We start from the raw sequence: 17,130 nt of genomic DNA on the forward strand, positions 1-17,130 counted from the left end.
AGAACAGCGCGTGGAATCACAGCAGTACCTTGCGGCCCCACCGCCGTACCCGCAGGAGCCGCACCCACAGGCTCCGTACGCACAGGCTCAATACCCGCAGGCCCAATACCCGCAGGCTCCGTACGCACAGGCCCAATACCCGCAGGCCGGTTACCCGCAGACCTCGTACCCGCAGGAGCAGCTCCCCGAGCATCCGCAGACCTGGGCGACGGGGGCGGTCTGGCCGGTCGAAGCCGCCGCACCCGCTCGCACGCTGCTCGACCTGCTCGACGACACCTGCCGACGCCACCCCCACGCCCCGGCGCTGGACGCGGGCGGTGTCGTGCTCGACTACCAGGGGCTGCTCGCGGCGACCGGGCGACTGGCGGCCACCCTGTCCGGGTACGGCATCGGCCCGGGGGACCGGGTCGGGGTGCGGGTCCCCTCCGGGACCGCGGACCTCTATGTGGCCGTGCTCGGAATCCTGCGTGCCGGCGCTGCCTATGTCCCCGTGGACGTGGACGACCCGGACGAGCGCGCCGAGATGATCTGGACCGACGCCAGCGTCTGCGCGATCGTCGGTGCGGGTCTCGAGGTCGTGGCCGGGCCCAGCCCGACCGGCGGCGAACCTGGCCGGGCGACCCCCGACGACGACGCCTGGATCATCTTCACCTCGGGGACCACCGGGCGGCCGAAGGGCGTCGCGGTGACCCACCGTTCGGCGGCGGCGTTCGTGGACGCGGAGGCGCGGCTGTTCCTGCGCGATGCTCCGCTGGGTCCCGGGGACCGGGTGCTGGCGGGTCTCTCGGTGGCGTTCGACGCCTCCTGCGAGGAGATGTGGCTGGCCTGGCGGCACGGCGCCTGCCTGGTGCCCGCCCCGCGCGCACTGGTCAAGGCCGGTACCGACCTCGGGCCCTGGCTGGTCGAGCGCGGCATCACCGCCGTCTCCACCGTGCCGACGCTGGTCGCGCTGTGGCCGGCCGAGGCGCTGGACCGGGTCCGGCTGCTGATCGTCGGCGGCGAGGCCTGCCCGGCCGAACTGGTCGAGCGGCTGGACGTGCCCGGGCGCGAGTTCTGGAACACCTACGGCCCGACCGAGGCCACCGTGGTGGCCTGCGCCTCGCTCCTGCGGGCCGGCCAACCGGTGCGCATCGGCGGCCCGCTGGACGGCTGGGAACTGGCCGTGGTCGACGCGCAGAACCGGCCGGTGCCCTGGGGCGAGGTCGGCGAGCTGGTGATCGGGGGCGTGGGCGTCGCCCGCTACCTCGACCCGCAGAAGGACGCCGAGAAGTTCGGCGCGCCCGCCTGGCACGGCCGCCGCGACCGGGTCTACCGCAGCGGCGACCTGGTCCGGGCCGACCCGCAGGGCCTGGTCTTCATGGGCCGGGCCGACGAGCAGGTCAAGCTCGGCGGACGCCGGATCGAACTCGGCGAGGTCGACGCCGCGCTGCAGGCCCTGCCCGGCGTCCGGGCGGCGGCCGCGGCGGTGCAGAACACGCCGGCCGGCGGCCAGGTGCTGGTGGGTTACCTGGTCCAGCGGCGGCCTGAGGAAACGTTTGACCTGGGCGCCGCGCGGGCGCTGCTGCTGGAGCGGCTGCCGCAGGCCCTGGTTCCGGTGCTCGCGCTGGTCCCGGAACTGCCGACGCGTACCTCGGGCAAGGTGGACCGCAAGGCACTGCCCTGGCCGCTGCCGGGACTTGACGCTCCGTCGGACGGCGGGCCGGCGCTGGGCGGCACGGCGGGCTGGCTCGCCGAGCAGTGGCGTGCCGTGCTGGGTGTGCCCGTCGGCGCGGACAGCGACTTCTTCGCCCTCGGCGGCGCCAGTCTGGCCGCCGCCAGGCTGGTCTCGCTGCTGCGCGATCGTTTCCCCGGCGCCTCGGTGGCGGACCTCTACCACCAGCCGCGGCTCCGGGACCTCGCCGACCACCTGGACCGCAGCGCGGGCCACACCGCGGAGGCGCGCGAGGTACGACCCACGCCGCGCCGGGCCGGCCTCTACCAGGCCCTGGTGCTGGTGGTCCTCTACACCGTCACCGGGCTGCGCTGGGTGCTGGCGCTGGCGCTCACGGACAACCTGATCAGGCTGGTCAATCCGCTGCCGTGGACCCCGCACACCTCGTGGTGGCTGATCGCCGGCGGCTGGCTGCTGCTGTCCAGCTCGATCGGCCGCTGCCTGATCGGCGCGGTCGGCGCGAGGCTGCTGACGGCGACGCTGCGTCCGGGCAGTCACCCGCGCGGCGGCTCCGCGCACCTGCGGCTGTGGACCGCCGAGCGGCTGGTCGCCGCGTTCAACGTGGCCTCCGTCGTCGGCACCCCGCTGGCGCGGCGCTACGCCCGGCTGCTGGGCTGCCGGGTCGGCCGGGACGTGGAACTGCACACCATGCCCCCGGTCACCGGGATGGCCGTCTTCGGCGACGGCTGCGCGCTGGAACCCGAGGTGGACGCGGCCGGCTGGTGGCTGGACGGCGACGTGCTGCACCTGGGCACGATCCGGGTCGGCGCCGGCGTCCGGGTCGGTACCCGCAGCATGCTGATGCCCGGCACCGAGATCGGCCCCGAGGCGGAGATCGCCCCCGGCACCTGCGTCATGGGCCGGGTCCCGGCCCGGGAACGCTGGCACGGCTCCCCCGCACGCCTGGACGAGACCACGACGGTCGACGGGACCTCAGCGGCCGCCGGGGCCGACGCCTGGCCGGCCCCGCAGCACCGGCGCTCGCGGTTCTGGGACCTGGCCTACGCCGTATCGCTGCCGGCGCTGCAGACGCTGTTCGGCCTGTCGGCGTTGCCGGCTCTGGTGATCGTGTACGTGATGACCGGGCGGGACCCCTCCTACCTCAGCGTCGTCGAGCGGATCGTCACCGCATCCGCGCCGCTCGCGCTGCTCACCGTGGCGGTGTACGCGCTGATGCTCGCCGCCGTGGTCCGGCTGGCCTCACGGGCGATCAGGCCCGGCCTGTACCCGGCGCACGGCGGGGTGGGCTGGTGCGTCTGGCTGGTGCACAACCTGATGAACTCGGCCCGGTCCTCCCTCTTCCCGCTCTACGCCAGCCTGCTGACGCCGGTGTGGCTGCGGCTGCTCGGCGCCGACGTGGGCCGTCGGGTCGAGGCCTCCACGGTGCTGGCCCTGCCGGGCCTGATGCGGGTGGACGACCACGCCTTCCTCGCGGACGACACCCTGATCGCGCCGTTCGAGATCCGCGGCGGCTGGCTGCGGCTCGGCCGCGCGAGCGTCGGGAAGCGGTCCTTCGTCGGCAACTCCGGTGTGGTCTCGCCCGGCCGCGCCCTGCCGGACGACTCGTTGGTGGGCGTGCTCTCCGACGCTCCCGCGCAGGCCGCGCCGGGCGGCTCCTGGCTGGGCCGCCCGGGCTTCCCGGTGCAGCGTCAGGCGGAGGGCGGCGACGCCGCCCGTACCTACGACCCGCCGCGCCGGCTGGTACGGGCCCGCGCGGCGGTGGAGCTGTGCCGGGTGCTGCCGGTGCTGATCGCGGTGCTGCTGGGAGACGCGCTGGTGGCCGGCCTGCAGACGGTGTTCTACCGCTACGGCCCGGCCGTGTGCGTGTCACTGGCCGGACTGATGCTGCTGGCCCTCGGACTGACGGCGGCTCTGATCACCACGGCGGCCAAGTGGCTGCTGCTGGGCCGGTTCCGGGTCGGGCAGCAGCCGCTGTGGAGCTCCTTCGTGTGGCGCAACGAGCTGTTCGACACCTTCGTCGAGGAGCTGGCCATGCCGTGGCTGGGCAACGCGCTGGTCGGCACCCCGCTGATCAACATCTGGCTGCGCAGCCTGGGCGCGCGGATCGGGCGCGGGGTGTGGTGCGAGACGCACTGGCTGCCGGAGACCGACCTGGTCCGGGTGGGTGACGGCGCCTCGCTCAACCGTGGCGTGGTGGTGCAGACGCACCTGTTCCACGACCGGCTGATGCGGATGGACGCGATCGAGATCGGCCCGGGCGCGACCGTCGGCCCGCACTCGATCGTCCTGCTCGGCTCCACCCTCGGGGAGGGCGCGGTCGTCGGACCGTCCTCGCTGGTGATGAGGGGCGAGTCGATCCCGGACGGCACCCGCTGGCTCGGCAACCCGGTGGCGCGCTGGTAGCGGGGTGGAGCAGGCCGGGACCTGACAGGCCGGCAGGCCTACGGGCGGACGGCTGCCGGGCCGGCGGCCTGGCGGGCGTCAGGCCAGGCCCGGCGGCGGGGTCCGCGCGGTGTACTCGAGGTCGCAGGTGGGGCAGGAGTGCCGCTGGGCGGCCCACTCGGCGAAGGGGAGGGTCTTCGAGGCCGGGCTGAGCACGCGCGCGCACAGTGTCGTGGTCGTCGCCGTCTCGCAGATGTGCCACAGCTGCACCGGGGGAGCACCCGGCTTGAGTTCCAAACGGATCTCGTACATGACGGTCGCCTTCCGGGACGGATGCGTGGGTTCCGGGTCCGCTGGGTCAGCCGTCGGCGCGTCGGCGGATGGTCTCCCAGCCGGCCTCGGTCCTACGGCGGATCTGCGTGACCAGGTACTCGCCGCCGCACTCGCTCTCGATCACCTCGGCCCGCTCGCGGGCCCGGGCGTCCGCCTCGGCGTCGTCCCCGAGCCACTCCGCGCGGAGTACGCCGTCGGGTGCGGAGAACTCGAAGGTGCCGGGGCTGCCGATGCGCGGGTCGTCGCTCATGTCGCCCTCCGGGGTTCGACGGGGCAGCGGTCCCTCCATGGTGTCCCCTGGACCGATCTTCCGCGCGTCGTCGTGCTGCGCCAGGGTGTCCGGGGCGACCGTGAAGCTGCCAGTGAGCGATGGCGCAGTGATGTGTGTCACTACAGGCCGGTGACACATACCGACAGGTACGTAGAATCTTCAACCGATGGCCCGAAGCTCCCCCGTGCTCCGGGCCGTCAGTACTTCTCTCGGCTTGACTCAGGTGAGTCGGTTCGGGCGATTCAGAGCGGGCGGACGTTGTCCGCCTGCGGGCCCTTGGTGCCCTGGGTGACCTCGAACTCGACCTTCTGGCCCTCAAGGAGCTCGCGGTAGCCCTGGGTCTGGATCGCCGAGTAGTGGACGAAGACGTCGGCGGCGCCGGACTCGTCCGGGGCTATGAAGCCGAAGCCCTTCTCGGCGTTGAACCACTTCACGGTGCCGGTAGCCATGCTGCTCTCCCTGTGCAGGTGGCGGGGTCGGCGAGGTCGCCGACCTCTGGTGGAGGTGATCGCCTGGCCCGGAGAACGCTGGACAGCACGAACGCCCGCGGCAACTGCGCGCGGACGAACGAGACTTCGGAACCATGACTGCTGATCAGGAAGCTACAGCATGTGTGATCAGCTGACTACGGGGTGCTGCACTCACGGCCGGATGTAGTGCAGTCGGGCGTCCCGTCCGACGCCGTCCGTTCGCCCGGATTTCACCTGTACGCACCGAAGCGGTGCCACGTCACCGCCGAACGGCGCCGGATCGTGCGACGTCAGGCGCCCTCGGGGCGCTCCGGCCGGAAGAATTCGGTCAGCACCGGCGCGATCGCGTCCGGGTTGAGCATGTGGGTCTGGCCCTCGACCGTGAGCAGCCGCGCGTTCGGCAGCGCCTCGGCGACCGCGCGCATCGCGGTGCGCATCCACTCCGGGCTCTTCCCGCCGGCGGCGACCAGCACGGGCATGGTGACCGAATCCCAGCGCCCGGCGGCGAACGGACGGCCCTGGTGGTCCGCCGCGATCAGGCCGATGTCGTACGGGAGGGTGTGCGCGACGGCCTTGAGCTTCCGCCAGACCGGCAGCAGCCGCATCACCGCGATGGCGAACCCCGGCGTCCCCACGGTCCGCAGGAACAGGGTGACGGCGTCGCCCCGGCGGTCGGCGGCCACCAGGCGGTCCAGCCGGGCCAGGGTCTCGTCGGTGACCCGCGGGTGGCCGTCGTCGACCAGGAACGGCGCCTCGTAGAGGGCCAGCGCGCGGATCGGGGCGCCCTGCCGCGCGGCTTCCAGCGCGAGCGCGGCGCCGGAGGAGTTCCCGTACACGGACGCGGATCCGCCCAGGTGCGCGACCAGGGCGTTCAGGTCCTCGATCTCGCGGTCGGCCGCGTAGGGCGGCTCGTCGCCGCTGCCGCCGCGCCCCCGGCGGTCGTAGCTCAGCACGGTGAAGTCGGCGGCCAGCCGCTGGGCCAGCGGGGTGGCCGGGCCGAAGGCGCGGTGGCACAGGGCACCGTCGACCAGGATCACCGGTGGGCCGTCGCCGCGGAGGTCGAAGGCGATCCGGGTGCCGTCGGCGGAGGTGACCGAGCCGGTGCTGACAGGGTGGCCGGCCGCGGATCCGCCGCCGGTCGCCCGGGTGGCGCGGGCGCCGCGGGAACCGGGGGTGACCGTGGTCCTGGCGGGCCGCGTGGTCTTCGCGTGCTGCGTGGCCTTCGCGTGCATGGAGGGCTCCTCCGATCGGGGTCCGGCGGCGGCCCGGGGGACTTCCGGCCCGCACCGGGGTAGACGACGCGGGCCGCGGCGACTCATCGGTCCGCCGGCCCCGATTCCCTCGGTCCCGGCGGCCCCGGTCCCCGGCCGTAGGACTTCCGTAAGCAGGTCGGACGCTGTTCGCGGGCCTTTCGAGAGGTCTCATGGAGAGGTGTCCAGATTCCCGTTCGCGCCCCCGCCGGCCCTTCGCCCCGAGAACATCCAGGCGAGGTTCCGCTCCGCCCTGCACGAGCCCCGCACCGCCGTGGTGCTCGGCCGCTGGCTCGGCGCCGCCTTCCTGGTCTGCTTCCTCACCGGCCTGATCAGCCACGGGCTGCAGGACCCGCCGGGATGGCTCCGGAACCACCTCCCCAGCCGCCCGGTGGACGGCTACCGGATCACCCAGGGCCTGCATGTGATCACCGGTATCGCCTGCATCCCGCTGCTCGCCGCGAAGCTGTGGACGGTCTACCCCAAGCTGTTCACCTGGCCCCCGGCCCGCAGCGTGCTGCAGGCGCTGGAGCGGCTCGGTATCGCGCTGCTGCTCGGTTCCGCCGTGCTGCTGCTGTTCACCGGGCTGCTCAACACCCTGCAGTGGTACCCCTGGCCGTTCCCGTTCCGGCAGACGCACTTCTGGCTGGCCTGGATCGCGATCGGCGGGCTGCTGCTGCACATCGCCGCCAAGGCGCCCGTCATCCAGGAGAACTGGCGACGCGTCAGAGTGCCTGTGGTGGACGGGCGGCGGGCGTTCCTCACCGGCGTGCTGCTGTCGGTGGCCGCGGTCACCGTGGTCACCGCGGGGCAGTCGGTGCCCTGGCTGCGCAGGTTCGACCTGCTCGCGCCGCGCCGCCCGGACCTCGGCCCGCAGGGGCTCCCGGTCAACCGCACCGCCGTGGCGGCGGGGACGGCGCAGACCTCCGGCGCCGACTGGCGGCTGACCGTCACCGGGCCGCGCGGCTACACGCTGACCCTGGACGAGCTCGCCGCGCTGCCGCAGTACACCGCGCAACTGCCGATCGCCTGCGTGGAGGGCTGGAGTGCCTCGGCGCACTGGACCGGCGTCCGGGTGCGCGACCTGCTGGACCGGGCCGGGGCACCGGAGTCCGCCCGGCTGCGGGTGGTCTCGCTGGAGCAGGGGGGACCGTACCGGACCACGGAGATGGAGTCCTCCTATGCGCATGACCCGCTGACCCTGCTCGCGCTGCGGGTCAACGGCGAGGTACTGGCCGCCGATCACGGCTTTCCGGCGCGCATCATCGCGCCGAACCGGCCGGGCGTGCTGCAGACGAAGTGGGTCTCCCGGTTGGAGGTGCTGGCATGAAGGCGGTGTCCGAGGTCCCCGGAGCGGTCGGGACGCAGCGGACGGGCGGCATGGTGACGACGGTGGTCCGGGTCGTCGGCCTGGCCGGCGGGCTGGCGCTGCTCGGGTTCGGCGGCTACGGACTGCTGACGGACCAGTATGTGAGTGGCCATCAACTCCAGGTGGCACTCTGGGCGGCGGGCGCGATCGTGCTGCACGACGGGGTGTGGGTGCCGGTGCTGCTGGCCGCCGGCGCGCTGCTGGCCCGGCTGGTGCCCGAGGTGGTGCGGATCCCGGTCAGGACCGGGCTGATGGTCGCGGCGGCGGTCAGCGCGGTGGGGATCCCGGCCGCGCTGCGCGAGCACGACCACAACGGCAACGCGACCCTGCTGCCGCTGCCGTACCTGCGGAACTGGCTGCTGGTGCTGCTCGTGGTCGCGGTGCTGACCGGGCTGGCCTCGGCGCTGACGGTACTGCGCGATCATGGGAGGCGACAGCAGGCGCGGCCGGGTGCGCGCCCGCACGCAGCCGAAGGGGAGAAGGCAGCCATGGCGAGGACTCACAGCTACCGCACCGAGGTCGGCTGGACCGGCAACCGGGGCACCGGAACCAGCGACTACCGCTCCTACGACCGCTCCCACGACATCGACGCGGACGGGCGGCCGCGGATCCAGGCCAGTTCCGACCCGGCGTTCCGGGGCGACCCGGCCCGCTGGAACCCGGAACTGCTGCTGGTCGCGTCGGTCTCCGAGTGCCACATGCTCTGGTATCTGCACTACTGCGCCGTCGGCGGCGTGGTGGTGACCGGCTACACCGACGCGGCCGAGGGCACCATGAGCGAGGACGAGAAGGGCGGCCGGTTCACCGAGGTGGTGCTGCGGCCGCGGGTCGAGGTGGCCTCGGCGGAGATGGTGGCCAGGGCGGAGGCCCTGCACGCCGACGCGCACCGGGCCTGTTTCATCGCCAACTCGGTGAACTTCCCGGTGCGGCACGAGGGCGCGGTCACCGTCCGCAGCCCGAGCGAGGCGGAGGAGGCGGGGCCCGAGTCCGGGCTGACCGAGTCCGGAACCGACTGATCAGGTCCGCTGAACCCTCCACCGATCCGCGCCCCACCGGGCGCGGATCGGTGCCGCAGGGGACTGGCTCCGTTGATTCTGTACCTACTGGTATGTACAGTGGCCGCATGAGCACAACGCCGGAGCGACTCATCGCAAGCACCCAGGAGTTGCTCTGGGAGCGCGGCTACGTCGGCACCAGCCCCAAGGCCATCCAGCAGCGGGCCGGAGCCGGTCAGGGCAGCATGTACCACCACTTCAGCGGCAAGCCCGACCTTGCCCGCGCCGCCATCCGGCGCACCGCGGAACAGCGGATGGCGCTGGCCGAGGAGCAGTTCTCCGCCCCTGGTACGGCGGTCGAGCGGATCAGCGCCTACCTCCGCCGGGAGCGCGAGGTGCTGCGCGGCTGCCCGGTCGGCCGGCTCACCCAGGATCCGGAGATCGTCGCCGACCCGGTGCTGCGCGAGCCGGTGGCGGAGACCTTCGCCTTTCTGCGCGGACGGCTGGCGGCGGTACTGACCGAGGGTCAGGGTCTGGGTGAGCTGGATCCGGCCCTGGACGCCGCGAGCACGGCGGCGACGGTCGTCGCCGTGCTCCAGGGCGGCTATGTGCTGGCCCGAGCGGCCGACTCGGCCGAGCCGTTCCACCAGGCGACGGAGGGCGTCATCGCCCTGCTCACCGCCCGCGAGCTGCACTGACGCGCGCCGTACCGACGACGCACCGCGTTCACCGCGAGCCGCGACCTTCCACCGGGGGAGTCACCGTGCATGCCATGCAGTACCGGATCGTCCTGCCCGCCGACTACGACATGGAGATCATCCGCACCCGGGTGCGGACCCGGGGCCACGCCACCGACGACTTCCCGGGGCTCGCGCTCAAGGCGTACCTGGTCCGGGAACGCGGGGTCGACGGCTCGCCGGTGAACGCCTACGCGCCGTTCTACGTCTGGAACGACACCGCAGGGCTGGGCCGATTCCTGTGGGGCGGTGGGGGCTTCGGCCCCCTCGTGGCCGACTTCGGCCGCCCCACCGTGCACAGCTGGATCGGCGCGGGTGCGGTGGCGGGCCCGGCCCGGGGATCCGTACCGGCGGTGGCCACCCTGCACACCGAGCCGCTCGGGCACGGGGCCGATCCCGCCGAGACCATGGCCCGCGCCCAGCGGGAACTCGCCCTGCGGGCCGCAACTCCCGGCGTACACACGGCAGTGGCCGCCCTGGACCCGCACCACTGGGAACTGCTGCAGGCCACCCTCTGGGAGCGGGAGGCCCCGCCCGAGCAGCCCGGCGAGCGCTACCGGCTGCTGCACCTCTCCTCGCCGGGCCTCGACCGCCTGTCGCCCACGGCTCCCGGCTAGGCTGACCGGGCATGGGAACCTCCACCGCACTCTGGTCCTTCGCCGTGGTCGTCGGTCTGCTGACGCTCACCCCCGGCCTCGACACCGCGCTGATCCTGCGGACGGCCGCGCTCGGCCGCCGCGCCGAAGCCTGGGGCGTCGTCCTGGGCATACAGACCGGCACCCTGATCTGGGGGACGCTGAGCTCCCTCGGCGTCACCGCGCTGCTCGCCGCTTCGCACGCCGCGTACGCCGCGGTGCGGCTGGTGGGGGCCGGCTACCTGCTGTGGATGGGGGCCAGGATGCTGTGGAACAGCATGCGACGGCACGCGGCGGCGGAGCCGGCCGAGGCCGCCGAGGTGCGGTCCGCGCCGGGCGGCGGGCTCCGGACGGGCTGGCGGCGGGGTGCGCTGACGAACCTGCTCAATCCCAAGATGGGCGTCTTCTACGTCGCGGTGCTGCCGCAGTTCATCCCGGCCGGTGCCCCGCACCTGACCATGGGCGTCCTGCTGACCTGCGTGCACGTGGCCGAGGGACTGATCTGGTCGTCCCTGCTGGTGGTCTTCGCCGGGGTGCTCCGGGGCTGGCTCCGGCGTCCGGTCGCGCAGCGGGTCCTGGACCGGGTCACCGGTACCGTCGTCGTCGGGTTCGGTCTCAAGCTGGCCCTCGGGGACTGAGTCCCGGCCGGACCGGGCGGGCCCGGGCCCGGCTACGCGACCAGGGCGTAGCCGGCCGCCGCGGCGGCGAGGCCGGTGGCCAGGCTGCCCAGGGCGTTCAGCCCGGCCTCGGCCAGCGAGCCGGTCTCCAGCAGCCGCACCGTCTCGAAGCTGAAGGTCGAGAACGTGGTCAGCCCGCCGCAGAAGCCGGTGCCGAGCAGCAGGCCGACATCACTCGGCAGCCCGTGCCGGGCGGTTGCCGCGCCGAGGCAGCCGAGGACGAACGCACCGGCGATGTTGACGGCGTAGGTGCCCCAGGGGAACACGCTCTCGTGCCGGGCCTGGACCGCGCGGTCGGCGAGGTAGCGGGCGGGGGCGCCGATCATGCCGCCGAGGAAGACCATCAGGACGGGCATCAGTCGGTCACCGTGCTTCGGTCGGCGCGCTGCGGCAGCGCGGGGTCGGTGTCCGGGTCGATCACCGGGTGGGCCAGCTTCCAGGCCATCACCTCGCCGCGGCGGCGCGGCCCACGCCGTACCGGGAGCCGGGCCACCAGCCGGGCCAGCGCCACGCCGGTCCAGACCGCGGCCAGGCCGGCCACCAGGCTGCCCAGCGCATAGGAGTCCGCGAGCGAGAACTGACGGGCCGCCAGCAGGCCGCGGGTCTCCAGCATGGAGGTGGAGAAGGTGGTGAACCCGCCCAGGATGCCCACGCCCAGGAAGGGCCGGCGGTAGCGGGACGGGGGCCAGACCTCCAGCACGTAGACCATCAGCGCGCCCAGGGCGAGGCTGCCGCTGACGTTGGTGGTGAAGGTCGCCCAGGGGAAGGTCCCGGCCGGCGTCGGCCAGAGCCGCGCCAGTCCGTACCGGGCGACACTGCCGAGGCCGCCGCCCAGCGCTATCACGCCGAGCACGTCCCACTCGCGTGCCCACGCCGGGGGCGGACGCCTGGGCATGCATCTCCTTCGTCGGTACCGCTCGGCCCGGCCGCGACGCGGATGCCGCGCACCCCGGGAGCGCCCGGGTCCGGGAACGGCTCGGGGCGGGGGTGCCGTGGCACCCCCGCCCCGTCGCGTCGCGCGGCCTACGTTACCGAACCCGCCCGCCCGCGCCCTGCACCGACCGCCGCGTCACGGTGCGGAGACCGGCACGTCCGTGCTGACGCTGAAGGCCCGGATCGGGGACATCCCGCCGTAGCCCGGCAGCGACACCGTGTCCTGGGTGCTGACCGCGACGCAGCCGTGCTGGTCGGCGGTCTGGTTGTGGCTGTTGGCCAGCGCCACCTTGGTGTTGACCGGCGCGGCCGAGGCCGAGGAGCCGCCGCCGCTGCCGGCGAAGGTGGCCCCGGACTTCCAGTCCGTACCGATCACCAGGATGTAGCGGCTGCTGCTGCCCTGCTGCAGTGCGGAACCGGGCAGTCCCAGCGAGGCCGCCAGCTGCTTGGCCTCGGCCTGGTGGCCGGCGCCGTAGAACAGGGTGGTGGTGCTGGTGTTGCTGGCGGCGTTGGCCACGCTGCTGGCGGAGTTGTAGCCCTGGCTGACCAGACCGTCGCGGACGGTGGTGGCCCGGCCGCTGAGCCCGCTGCCGTTCTCGACCTTGACCGTGATCTGGCTGTCGGGCACGGCCTGCGGGGCCGCGGCGGGAGCCGGGGCGGAGGAGGCGGGCGCGGCCGAGGAACCGGCGCTCGGGGCGGCCTTGGAGCCGTCGTCGGCGGTCAGCGACTGGTCGTTGATGATGCTGTCGAACAGCGTCTGCGCCCCGGTGCCCAGCACCACGCGGTTGGAGTTGGTGGGGTCGGGGTTGTTCTGCATGGTGGTGAAGGTCATCCGCTTGGACGGGACCTTGTTCAGGTCCGAGGCCAGGCCGACCAGCTTGTCGATGCTGCCCAGGCCGGTGTCCACGGTGAGGGCCTTGGTCGCCGCCTCGGCGAGGCCGTTCAGCGCCAGCGGGTCGGTCAGCGTGCTGCCGCTCTTCAGCTTGGCGATCACGCCGCTGAGGAAGGTGTGCTGGGCGTAGGTGCGGCCCAGGTCGCCGCCGTCGCCGAAGCCGTGCCGGGTCCGGACGAACTGCAGCGCGGACATGCCCAGCAGGGTGTGCGTGCCCTTGGCCAGCTTGAGGTGCGAGTAGGGGTCGTAGACGTTGTTGTCCACGCAGACGCTCACGCCGCCGACCGCGTCCGACATGGCGACCACGCCGGAGAAGTCGACCATGGCGAAGTGGTCGATGGGTATGCCGGTGAGCTGGTGGATCGCGGCGACGCTGCAGCCGGGGCCGAAGGCCAGCGCGCTGTTGATCATCCCGGTGCCGCCGTCGGTGTGCGCCTTGGTCTTGGGGTCGGTGCAGGCCGGGAGTTGGGTCTCCAGGTCGCGCGGGATGCTCATCACCGTCGCGTTGCTGCGGTCCGCCGAGACGTGGACGAGCATCTCCACGTCCGCGTTGGCGCCGGCGCCGCTGTTGGCGCAGTCACCGCCGATCTTGCAGTCCTCGGCGGTGCTCCGGGTGTCGGAGCCGATGACCAGCAGGTTGATCGGGCTGTGCCCGTAGGCGTCGACCTTCTCCGTACCGGCCGAACCGCTGGTGCCGTTGTAGAGGGAGTCGGCCGTGATGTTGCCGTTGAGGTGCTGGTAGTACAGGTAACCGGCGCCGGCGGTGAGGAGCACGAGGCCCGCCACCACCATGGCTATGATCTTGAGCGGACTCCGCTTTTTCTTACGTACCTTGCGCATCGCCGCCCGGCCGCCCGACGGAGGACCCCCCGCGCCCGGCTCCGGAGCGGGCGCACCGCCACCGCGACGGGCTCCGGCCCGGCCGCCAATCCTGGTGTCGCTCATGGTCACATCCTCGGTGCGCCGCGCGGTCCAGCCGGCCGCTCGGTGGGGTGGGCCCGAAAGCCCCTGGTCAGAACAGGTCGTGGCAGCACCGCTGTGCCGGGATGGCAGGACGGTGCAGGAGGTAGGACTGTTCGATCCCGGCTACCGGTTCCACGGTTGCGCAATGTAGCAAGCGTTCGTGAGTAATACATAAGGCATACGCGCGGATGGTATCTCCCGGGCGCAGGGCAGAACTCTGCCAGAACTGCCGCGCCGATGGACGGCGGTGTCGAACAACCGGACGTTGACGCGCATGCGCGGGTCTCAGAGGATGAGGGTCCGTTACTTTGGCGTGCCCGAAGGGTTATGTACGGTTTTGATACTGATCGACGCTGTGACGAAGCAGTATCCGGACGGCACCACCGCTGTGGACCGGCTCACTCTGGAGATCCCGGACGGATCCATCACCGTGCTGGTAGGCCCCTCCGGCTGCGGTAAGACCACCACCCTGCGGATGATCAACCGCATGATCGACCCGACCGGGGGCCGAATCACCCTGGACGGCCGGGACATCCGCGAGCAGCCGGTCACCGCGCTGCGCCGGAGTATGGGATATGTCATTCAGCACGCCGGGCTGTTCCCGCACCGCACCATCGTGGAGAACATCGCCACCGTCCCCCGGCTGCTCGGCTGGGACCGGCACCGGGCCCGGAGCCGGGCGATGGAGCTGATGGAACGGGTCGGCCTCGATCCGGCGCTGGCCAAGCGCTACCCCTACCAGCTCTCCGGCGGCCAGCAGCAGCGCGTCGGCGTCGCCCGCGCGCTGGCCGCCGACCCGCCGGTGATGCTGATGGACGAGCCCTTCTCCGCCGTCGACCCGGTGGTCCGCAAGGGACTCCAGGAGGAACTGCTGCGGATCCAGTCCGAACTGGGGAAGACCATCGTCTTCGTCACCCACGACATCGACGAGGCCATCACCATCGGCGACATGGTCGCGGTGCTGCGCGAGGGCGGCCGGCTCGCCCAGTACGCGCCGCCGGCCGAGCTGCTCTCCCGTCCCGCGGACGCCTTCGTCGAGGACTTCCTCGGCGTGGACCGCGGCATCCGCCGGCTGTCCTTCTTCGCCGCCGCCGACCTGGAGCTCACCACCAGGCCGATCGTCGCCGTCGACAGCACCGCCGAGCAGATGGCGGCGGCCACCGTCGCGCAGACCCCCTACCTGCTGGTCACCGACACCGAGGGCCGCCCGCTGGGCTGGGCCGACGCGGCCGGACGCGCGGCCGGGGACAACAGCCTGATCGACTTCGGCCACGGGTTCACCGCCGGAACCGACTCTCTGCGCGCCGCCCTCGACTCCGCGGTGCTCTCGCCCACCGGCTGGGCCGTCGCGGTCGACCGGGAGGGACGGGCCGTGGGCGTCGTCGCCCAGGAGACCATCGCGGCCGCGATCCGCGCCGCGCACGCGGAGCAGTCGCCGGCGGACGCGCGTGCCCAGGCGGTCGGCGCCTGATGGGCGGCTTCTTCCGGATGCCGAGTGATCTGCAGCACAGCTACCTCGCGCTGGTCGGCTGGCATCTGCGGCTGGCGCTGGTCCCGGTGCTGATCGGACTGCTGATCGCGCTGCCGCTGGGGCAGCTCTGCGTCCGCTTCCGCTGGATCTACGGACCGGTGCTCGGCGTGAGCACGGTCTTCTACGCGCTGCCCTCGCTGGCCATCTTCGTGCTGCTCATCGACTGGACCGGGCAGACCGACACCACCGTGATGATCCCGCTCACCCTCTACACCCTGGTGGTGCTGATCCCGGCGATCACCGACGGGGTGCGCTCGGTGCCCGAGGAGACCCATGCGGCGGCGACGGCCATGGGCTTCGGCCCGGTCCGGCGCTACGTCCACGTCCAGCTGCCGATCGCGGTACCGGCGATCGTCGCCGGGCTGCGGGTCGCGGCGGTGTCCAGCATCAGCATGGTCAGCGTCGGCATGCTGATCGGCAACGAGGGTGCGCTGGGCAACCTGCTCGCCGACGCCAACCAGTACCACCGGCCCATCCTGGCCTGGAGCTCCGTGATCACCATCGCCGTCATCGGGATCCTCGTCGACGGCGTGCTGGTGCTGCTGCGCCGGCTCCTCACCCCCTGGGCGGCGCGGTGAACCTCTTCCACTTCCTCAACGCCTTCTTCAGCGACAGCGCCAACTGGAGCGGTGCCGACGGGATCCCGCAACGACTGCTGGAGCACGTCGAGTACTCGCTGCTGGCGCTGGGCATCGCCGCGTTGATCGGGCTGCCGGTCGGCCTGGTCACCGGCCACACCGGGCGCGGCGGCAACGCGCTGGCGCTGCTGGCGACGGCGGCCCGGGCGCTGCCCACCTTCGGGCTGCTGGTGCTGCTGACCATCCTGATGGGCCTGGGGCTGACCCCGGTGATGGTGCCGCTGGTCGCGCTGGCGGTCCCGCCGATCCTGGTCACCACCTACGAGGCGGTCCGCACCGTGGACCGCTCGCTGGTGGACGCGGCCCGGGGGATGGGCATGGGCCCGCTGCGGATCCTGGCGCAGGTCGAGATCCCGGTCGCACTGCCGCTGATCCTGAGCGGGATCCGCTCGGCCGCCATCCAGATCGTCTCGACCGCGACCATCGCGGCGTACGTCGCCTTCGGCGGGCTCGGCCGCTACATCGTGGACGGGCTGTCACAGGAGGACTACACCAAGGTGGTCGGCGGCGCGGTACTGGTCGCCGGGCTGGCCCTGGTGACGCTGGGTCTGTTCTGGCTCGCCGGGCGGCTGCTGGTCTCCGCCGGGGTCCGCCGCAGCCGCTGAGGCGGGTCGCTGCGGCGGCCGGGCCGGGTGCGCCGCCGCGAGCGGTGCACCCGTGGCGCCCGGTCAGCGTTCGGCGCGCTCCAGCGCGAGTTCCAGGACCACCAGCAGGGCGTCGCGGACCGAGCCGCGCTCGCGGGCGTCGAACAGCACCAGCGGCACCGAGGAGGAGATGTCCAGGGCCCAGCGCACCTCGTCCAGGTCGTGGCCCAGACTGCCGTCGAAGACGTTGACCCCGATCGCGAACGGCAGGCCCTTGTTCTCGAAGTAGTCGACGGCCGCGAAGCAGTCGTCCAGGCGCCGGGTGTCCACGATGACGAGACCGCCGAGCGCGCCCTCGACCAGGTCGTCCCACATGAAGCCGAAGCGGTCCTGGCCGGGGGTGCCGAAGAGGTAGAGCTTCAGCGTCGGGTCGAGGGTGATGCAGCCGAAGTCCATGGCCACGGTGGTCGTGGTCTTGTGCGGGGTGTGGGTCAGGTCGTCCACGCCGGCCGCGACCGCGGTGATGCTGGCCTCGGTGGTCAGCGGCTCGATCTCGGAGATCGCCGCGACGGTGGTGGTCTTGCCCACGCCGAAGCCCCCGGCGATGACCATCTTGACGGGCAGCGGCGGGCGGGTGGCGGGTTCCGGCGGAGCGGCGGGGGGGGGGGGCCCCCGGGGGGGGGGCCCCCCGGGGGGGGGGGGGGGGGGGGGCCGGGGCGCGCGGGGGCGGGGGGGGGGGGGGGGGGGCGGGGGCGGGGCGGGCGTCAGAGAGGCGCACCGCGGGGGGGGGGGTCAGGC

The 17,130-nt window shown here is 73.1% G+C and carries 17 protein-coding genes; 9 read left to right on the top strand and 8 right to left on the bottom strand.

The genetic code is table 11. The features are described from left to right. Window positions 1-10 precede the first annotated feature (10 nt). Entirely contained in the window at window positions 11-4,075 is a 4,065-nt protein-coding gene (locus ABH925_RS20210; protein WP_370149784.1) for a Pls/PosA family non-ribosomal peptide synthetase, read from the top strand. Between the two features lie 78 nt (window positions 4,076-4,153). Here ABH925_RS20210 and ABH925_RS20215 read toward each other — a convergent pair whose 3' ends face one another. The 4 genes from ABH925_RS20215 to ABH925_RS20230 all read right to left on the bottom strand — a co-directional run bounded on the left by ABH925_RS20215 (window position 4,154) and on the right by ABH925_RS20230 (window position 6,360). Next, window positions 4,154-4,366, bottom strand: coding sequence for a hypothetical protein (locus ABH925_RS20215; RefSeq protein ID WP_370149785.1), 213 nt, complete (start codon window positions 4,364-4,366; stop codon window positions 4,154-4,156). Between the two features lie 46 nt (window positions 4,367-4,412). Next, window positions 4,413-4,778 carry a hypothetical protein gene (locus ABH925_RS20220; RefSeq protein ID WP_370149786.1) on the bottom strand — a complete coding sequence of 122 codons (366 nt, stop codon included), beginning with the start codon at window positions 4,776-4,778 and terminating at the stop codon, window positions 4,413-4,415. 122 nt (window positions 4,779-4,900) lie between these two features. Continuing rightward, window positions 4,901-5,107, bottom strand: coding sequence for a cold-shock protein (locus ABH925_RS20225; RefSeq protein ID WP_370149788.1), 207 nt, complete (start codon window positions 5,105-5,107; stop codon window positions 4,901-4,903). Window positions 5,108-5,418: 311 nt separating this feature from the next. Continuing rightward, window positions 5,419-6,360, bottom strand: a complete 942-nt coding sequence (locus ABH925_RS20230) for an alpha/beta fold hydrolase (RefSeq protein WP_370149790.1) — start codon at window positions 6,358-6,360, stop codon at window positions 5,419-5,421. A gap of 199 nt (window positions 6,361-6,559) precedes the next feature. Between ABH925_RS20230 and ABH925_RS20235 the strand changes: the two genes are divergently transcribed. The 5 genes from ABH925_RS20235 (at window position 6,560) to ABH925_RS20255 (ending at window position 10,752) form a co-directional block, all read left to right on the top strand. Further along, on the top strand, window positions 6,560-7,708 hold the full coding sequence (locus ABH925_RS20235) for a molybdopterin-dependent oxidoreductase (RefSeq protein ID WP_370149791.1): 1,149 nt from the start codon (window positions 6,560-6,562) through the stop codon (window positions 7,706-7,708). Next, on the top strand, window positions 7,705-8,763 hold the full coding sequence (locus ABH925_RS20240; RefSeq protein ID WP_370149793.1) for an OsmC family protein: 1,059 nt from the start codon (window positions 7,705-7,707) through the stop codon (window positions 8,761-8,763). Before ABH925_RS20235 ends, ABH925_RS20240 begins: the two co-directional genes overlap by 4 nt. 107 nt (window positions 8,764-8,870) lie before the next feature. After that, entirely contained in the window at window positions 8,871-9,440 is a 570-nt protein-coding gene (locus tag ABH925_RS20245) for a TetR/AcrR family transcriptional regulator (protein WP_370149795.1), read from the top strand. A gap of 65 nt (window positions 9,441-9,505) precedes the next feature. Then, entirely contained in the window at window positions 9,506-10,096 is a 591-nt protein-coding gene (locus tag ABH925_RS20250) for a DUF4865 family protein (RefSeq protein ID WP_370149797.1), read from the top strand. Between the two features lie 11 nt (window positions 10,097-10,107). Further along, a complete protein-coding gene (locus ABH925_RS20255) occupies window positions 10,108-10,752 on the top strand; it encodes a LysE family translocator (protein WP_370149799.1) in 645 nt (214 codons plus the stop codon). 32 nt (window positions 10,753-10,784) lie between these two features. On the opposite strand, the gene crcB is transcribed toward ABH925_RS20255, so the two are convergent. The 3 genes from crcB to ABH925_RS20270 all read right to left on the bottom strand — a co-directional run bounded on the left by crcB (window position 10,785) and on the right by ABH925_RS20270 (window position 13,408). Then, window positions 10,785-11,147, bottom strand: coding sequence for a fluoride efflux transporter CrcB (gene crcB / locus ABH925_RS20260; RefSeq protein WP_370149800.1), 363 nt, complete (start codon window positions 11,145-11,147; stop codon window positions 10,785-10,787). Then, window positions 11,147-11,686, bottom strand: coding sequence for a CrcB family protein (locus ABH925_RS20265; protein WP_370149802.1), 540 nt, complete (start codon window positions 11,684-11,686; stop codon window positions 11,147-11,149). Before ABH925_RS20265 ends, crcB begins: the two co-directional genes overlap by 1 nt. Window positions 11,687-11,860: 174 nt before the next feature. Next, complete coding sequence (locus ABH925_RS20270) at window positions 11,861-13,408, bottom strand: LCP family protein (RefSeq protein ID WP_370149804.1); 1,548 nt, start codon at window positions 13,406-13,408, stop codon at window positions 11,861-11,863. Between the two features lie 508 nt (window positions 13,409-13,916). Here ABH925_RS20270 and ABH925_RS20275 point away from each other — a divergent pair. The 3 genes from ABH925_RS20275 to ABH925_RS20285 are packed head-to-tail and all read left to right on the top strand — an operon-like array spanning window position 13,917 to window position 16,353. After that, entirely contained in the window at window positions 13,917-15,050 is a 1,134-nt protein-coding gene (locus ABH925_RS20275) for an ABC transporter ATP-binding protein (protein WP_370149806.1), read from the top strand. Beyond that, complete coding sequence (locus tag ABH925_RS20280) at window positions 15,050-15,688, top strand: ABC transporter permease (RefSeq protein WP_370149807.1); 639 nt, start codon at window positions 15,050-15,052, stop codon at window positions 15,686-15,688. The genes ABH925_RS20275 and ABH925_RS20280 overlap by 1 nt, the downstream gene beginning before the upstream one ends. Beyond that, window positions 15,685-16,353, top strand: coding sequence for an ABC transporter permease (locus ABH925_RS20285; protein ID WP_370149809.1), 669 nt, complete (start codon window positions 15,685-15,687; stop codon window positions 16,351-16,353). The genes ABH925_RS20280 and ABH925_RS20285 overlap by 4 nt, the downstream gene beginning before the upstream one ends. Before the next feature lie 63 nt (window positions 16,354-16,416). Here the strand turns inward: ABH925_RS20285 and ABH925_RS20290 are convergent, their stop codons facing one another. Further along, window positions 16,417-16,944: an ATP/GTP-binding protein gene (locus tag ABH925_RS20290; protein WP_370149811.1), complete on the bottom strand. Its 528-nt coding sequence runs from the start codon at window positions 16,942-16,944 to the stop codon at window positions 16,417-16,419. Window positions 16,945-17,130: the final 186 nt, after the last annotated feature.

The organism is Streptacidiphilus sp. EB129 (assembly GCF_041262645.1).
GTDB lineage: Bacteria > Actinomycetota > Actinomycetes > Streptomycetales > Streptomycetaceae > Streptacidiphilus.

Coding starts and splice junctions, on each gene's coding strand:
- ABH925_RS20225 (WP_370149788.1), bottom strand. CDS start 5,107: ATGGCTACCGGCACCGTGAAGTGGTTCAACGCCGAGAAGGGCTTCGGC.
- crcB (WP_370149800.1), bottom strand. CDS start 11,147: ATGCCCGTCCTGATGGTCTTCCTCGGCGGCATGATCGGCGCCCCCGCC.
- ABH925_RS20255 (WP_370149799.1), top strand. CDS start 10,108: ATGGGAACCTCCACCGCACTCTGGTCCTTCGCCGTGGTCGTCGGTCTG.
- ABH925_RS20270 (WP_370149804.1), bottom strand. CDS start 13,408: ATGGTGGTGGCGGGCCTCGTGCTCCTCACCGCCGGCGCCGGTTACCTG.
- ABH925_RS20245 (WP_370149795.1), top strand. CDS start 8,871: ATGAGCACAACGCCGGAGCGACTCATCGCAAGCACCCAGGAGTTGCTC.
- ABH925_RS20230 (WP_370149790.1), bottom strand. CDS start 6,360: ATGCACGCGAAGGCCACGCAGCACGCGAAGACCACGCGGCCCGCCAGG.
- ABH925_RS20265 (WP_370149802.1), bottom strand. CDS start 11,686: ATGCCCAGGCGTCCGCCCCCGGCGTGGGCACGCGAGTGGGACGTGCTC.
- ABH925_RS20215 (WP_370149785.1), bottom strand. CDS start 4,366: ATGTACGAGATCCGTTTGGAACTCAAGCCGGGTGCTCCCCCGGTGCAG.
- ABH925_RS20240 (WP_370149793.1), top strand. CDS start 7,705: ATGAAGGCGGTGTCCGAGGTCCCCGGAGCGGTCGGGACGCAGCGGACG.
- ABH925_RS20280 (WP_370149807.1), top strand. CDS start 15,050: ATGGGCGGCTTCTTCCGGATGCCGAGTGATCTGCAGCACAGCTACCTC.
- ABH925_RS20290 (WP_370149811.1), bottom strand. CDS start 16,944: ATGGTCATCGCCGGGGGCTTCGGCGTGGGCAAGACCACCACCGTCGCG.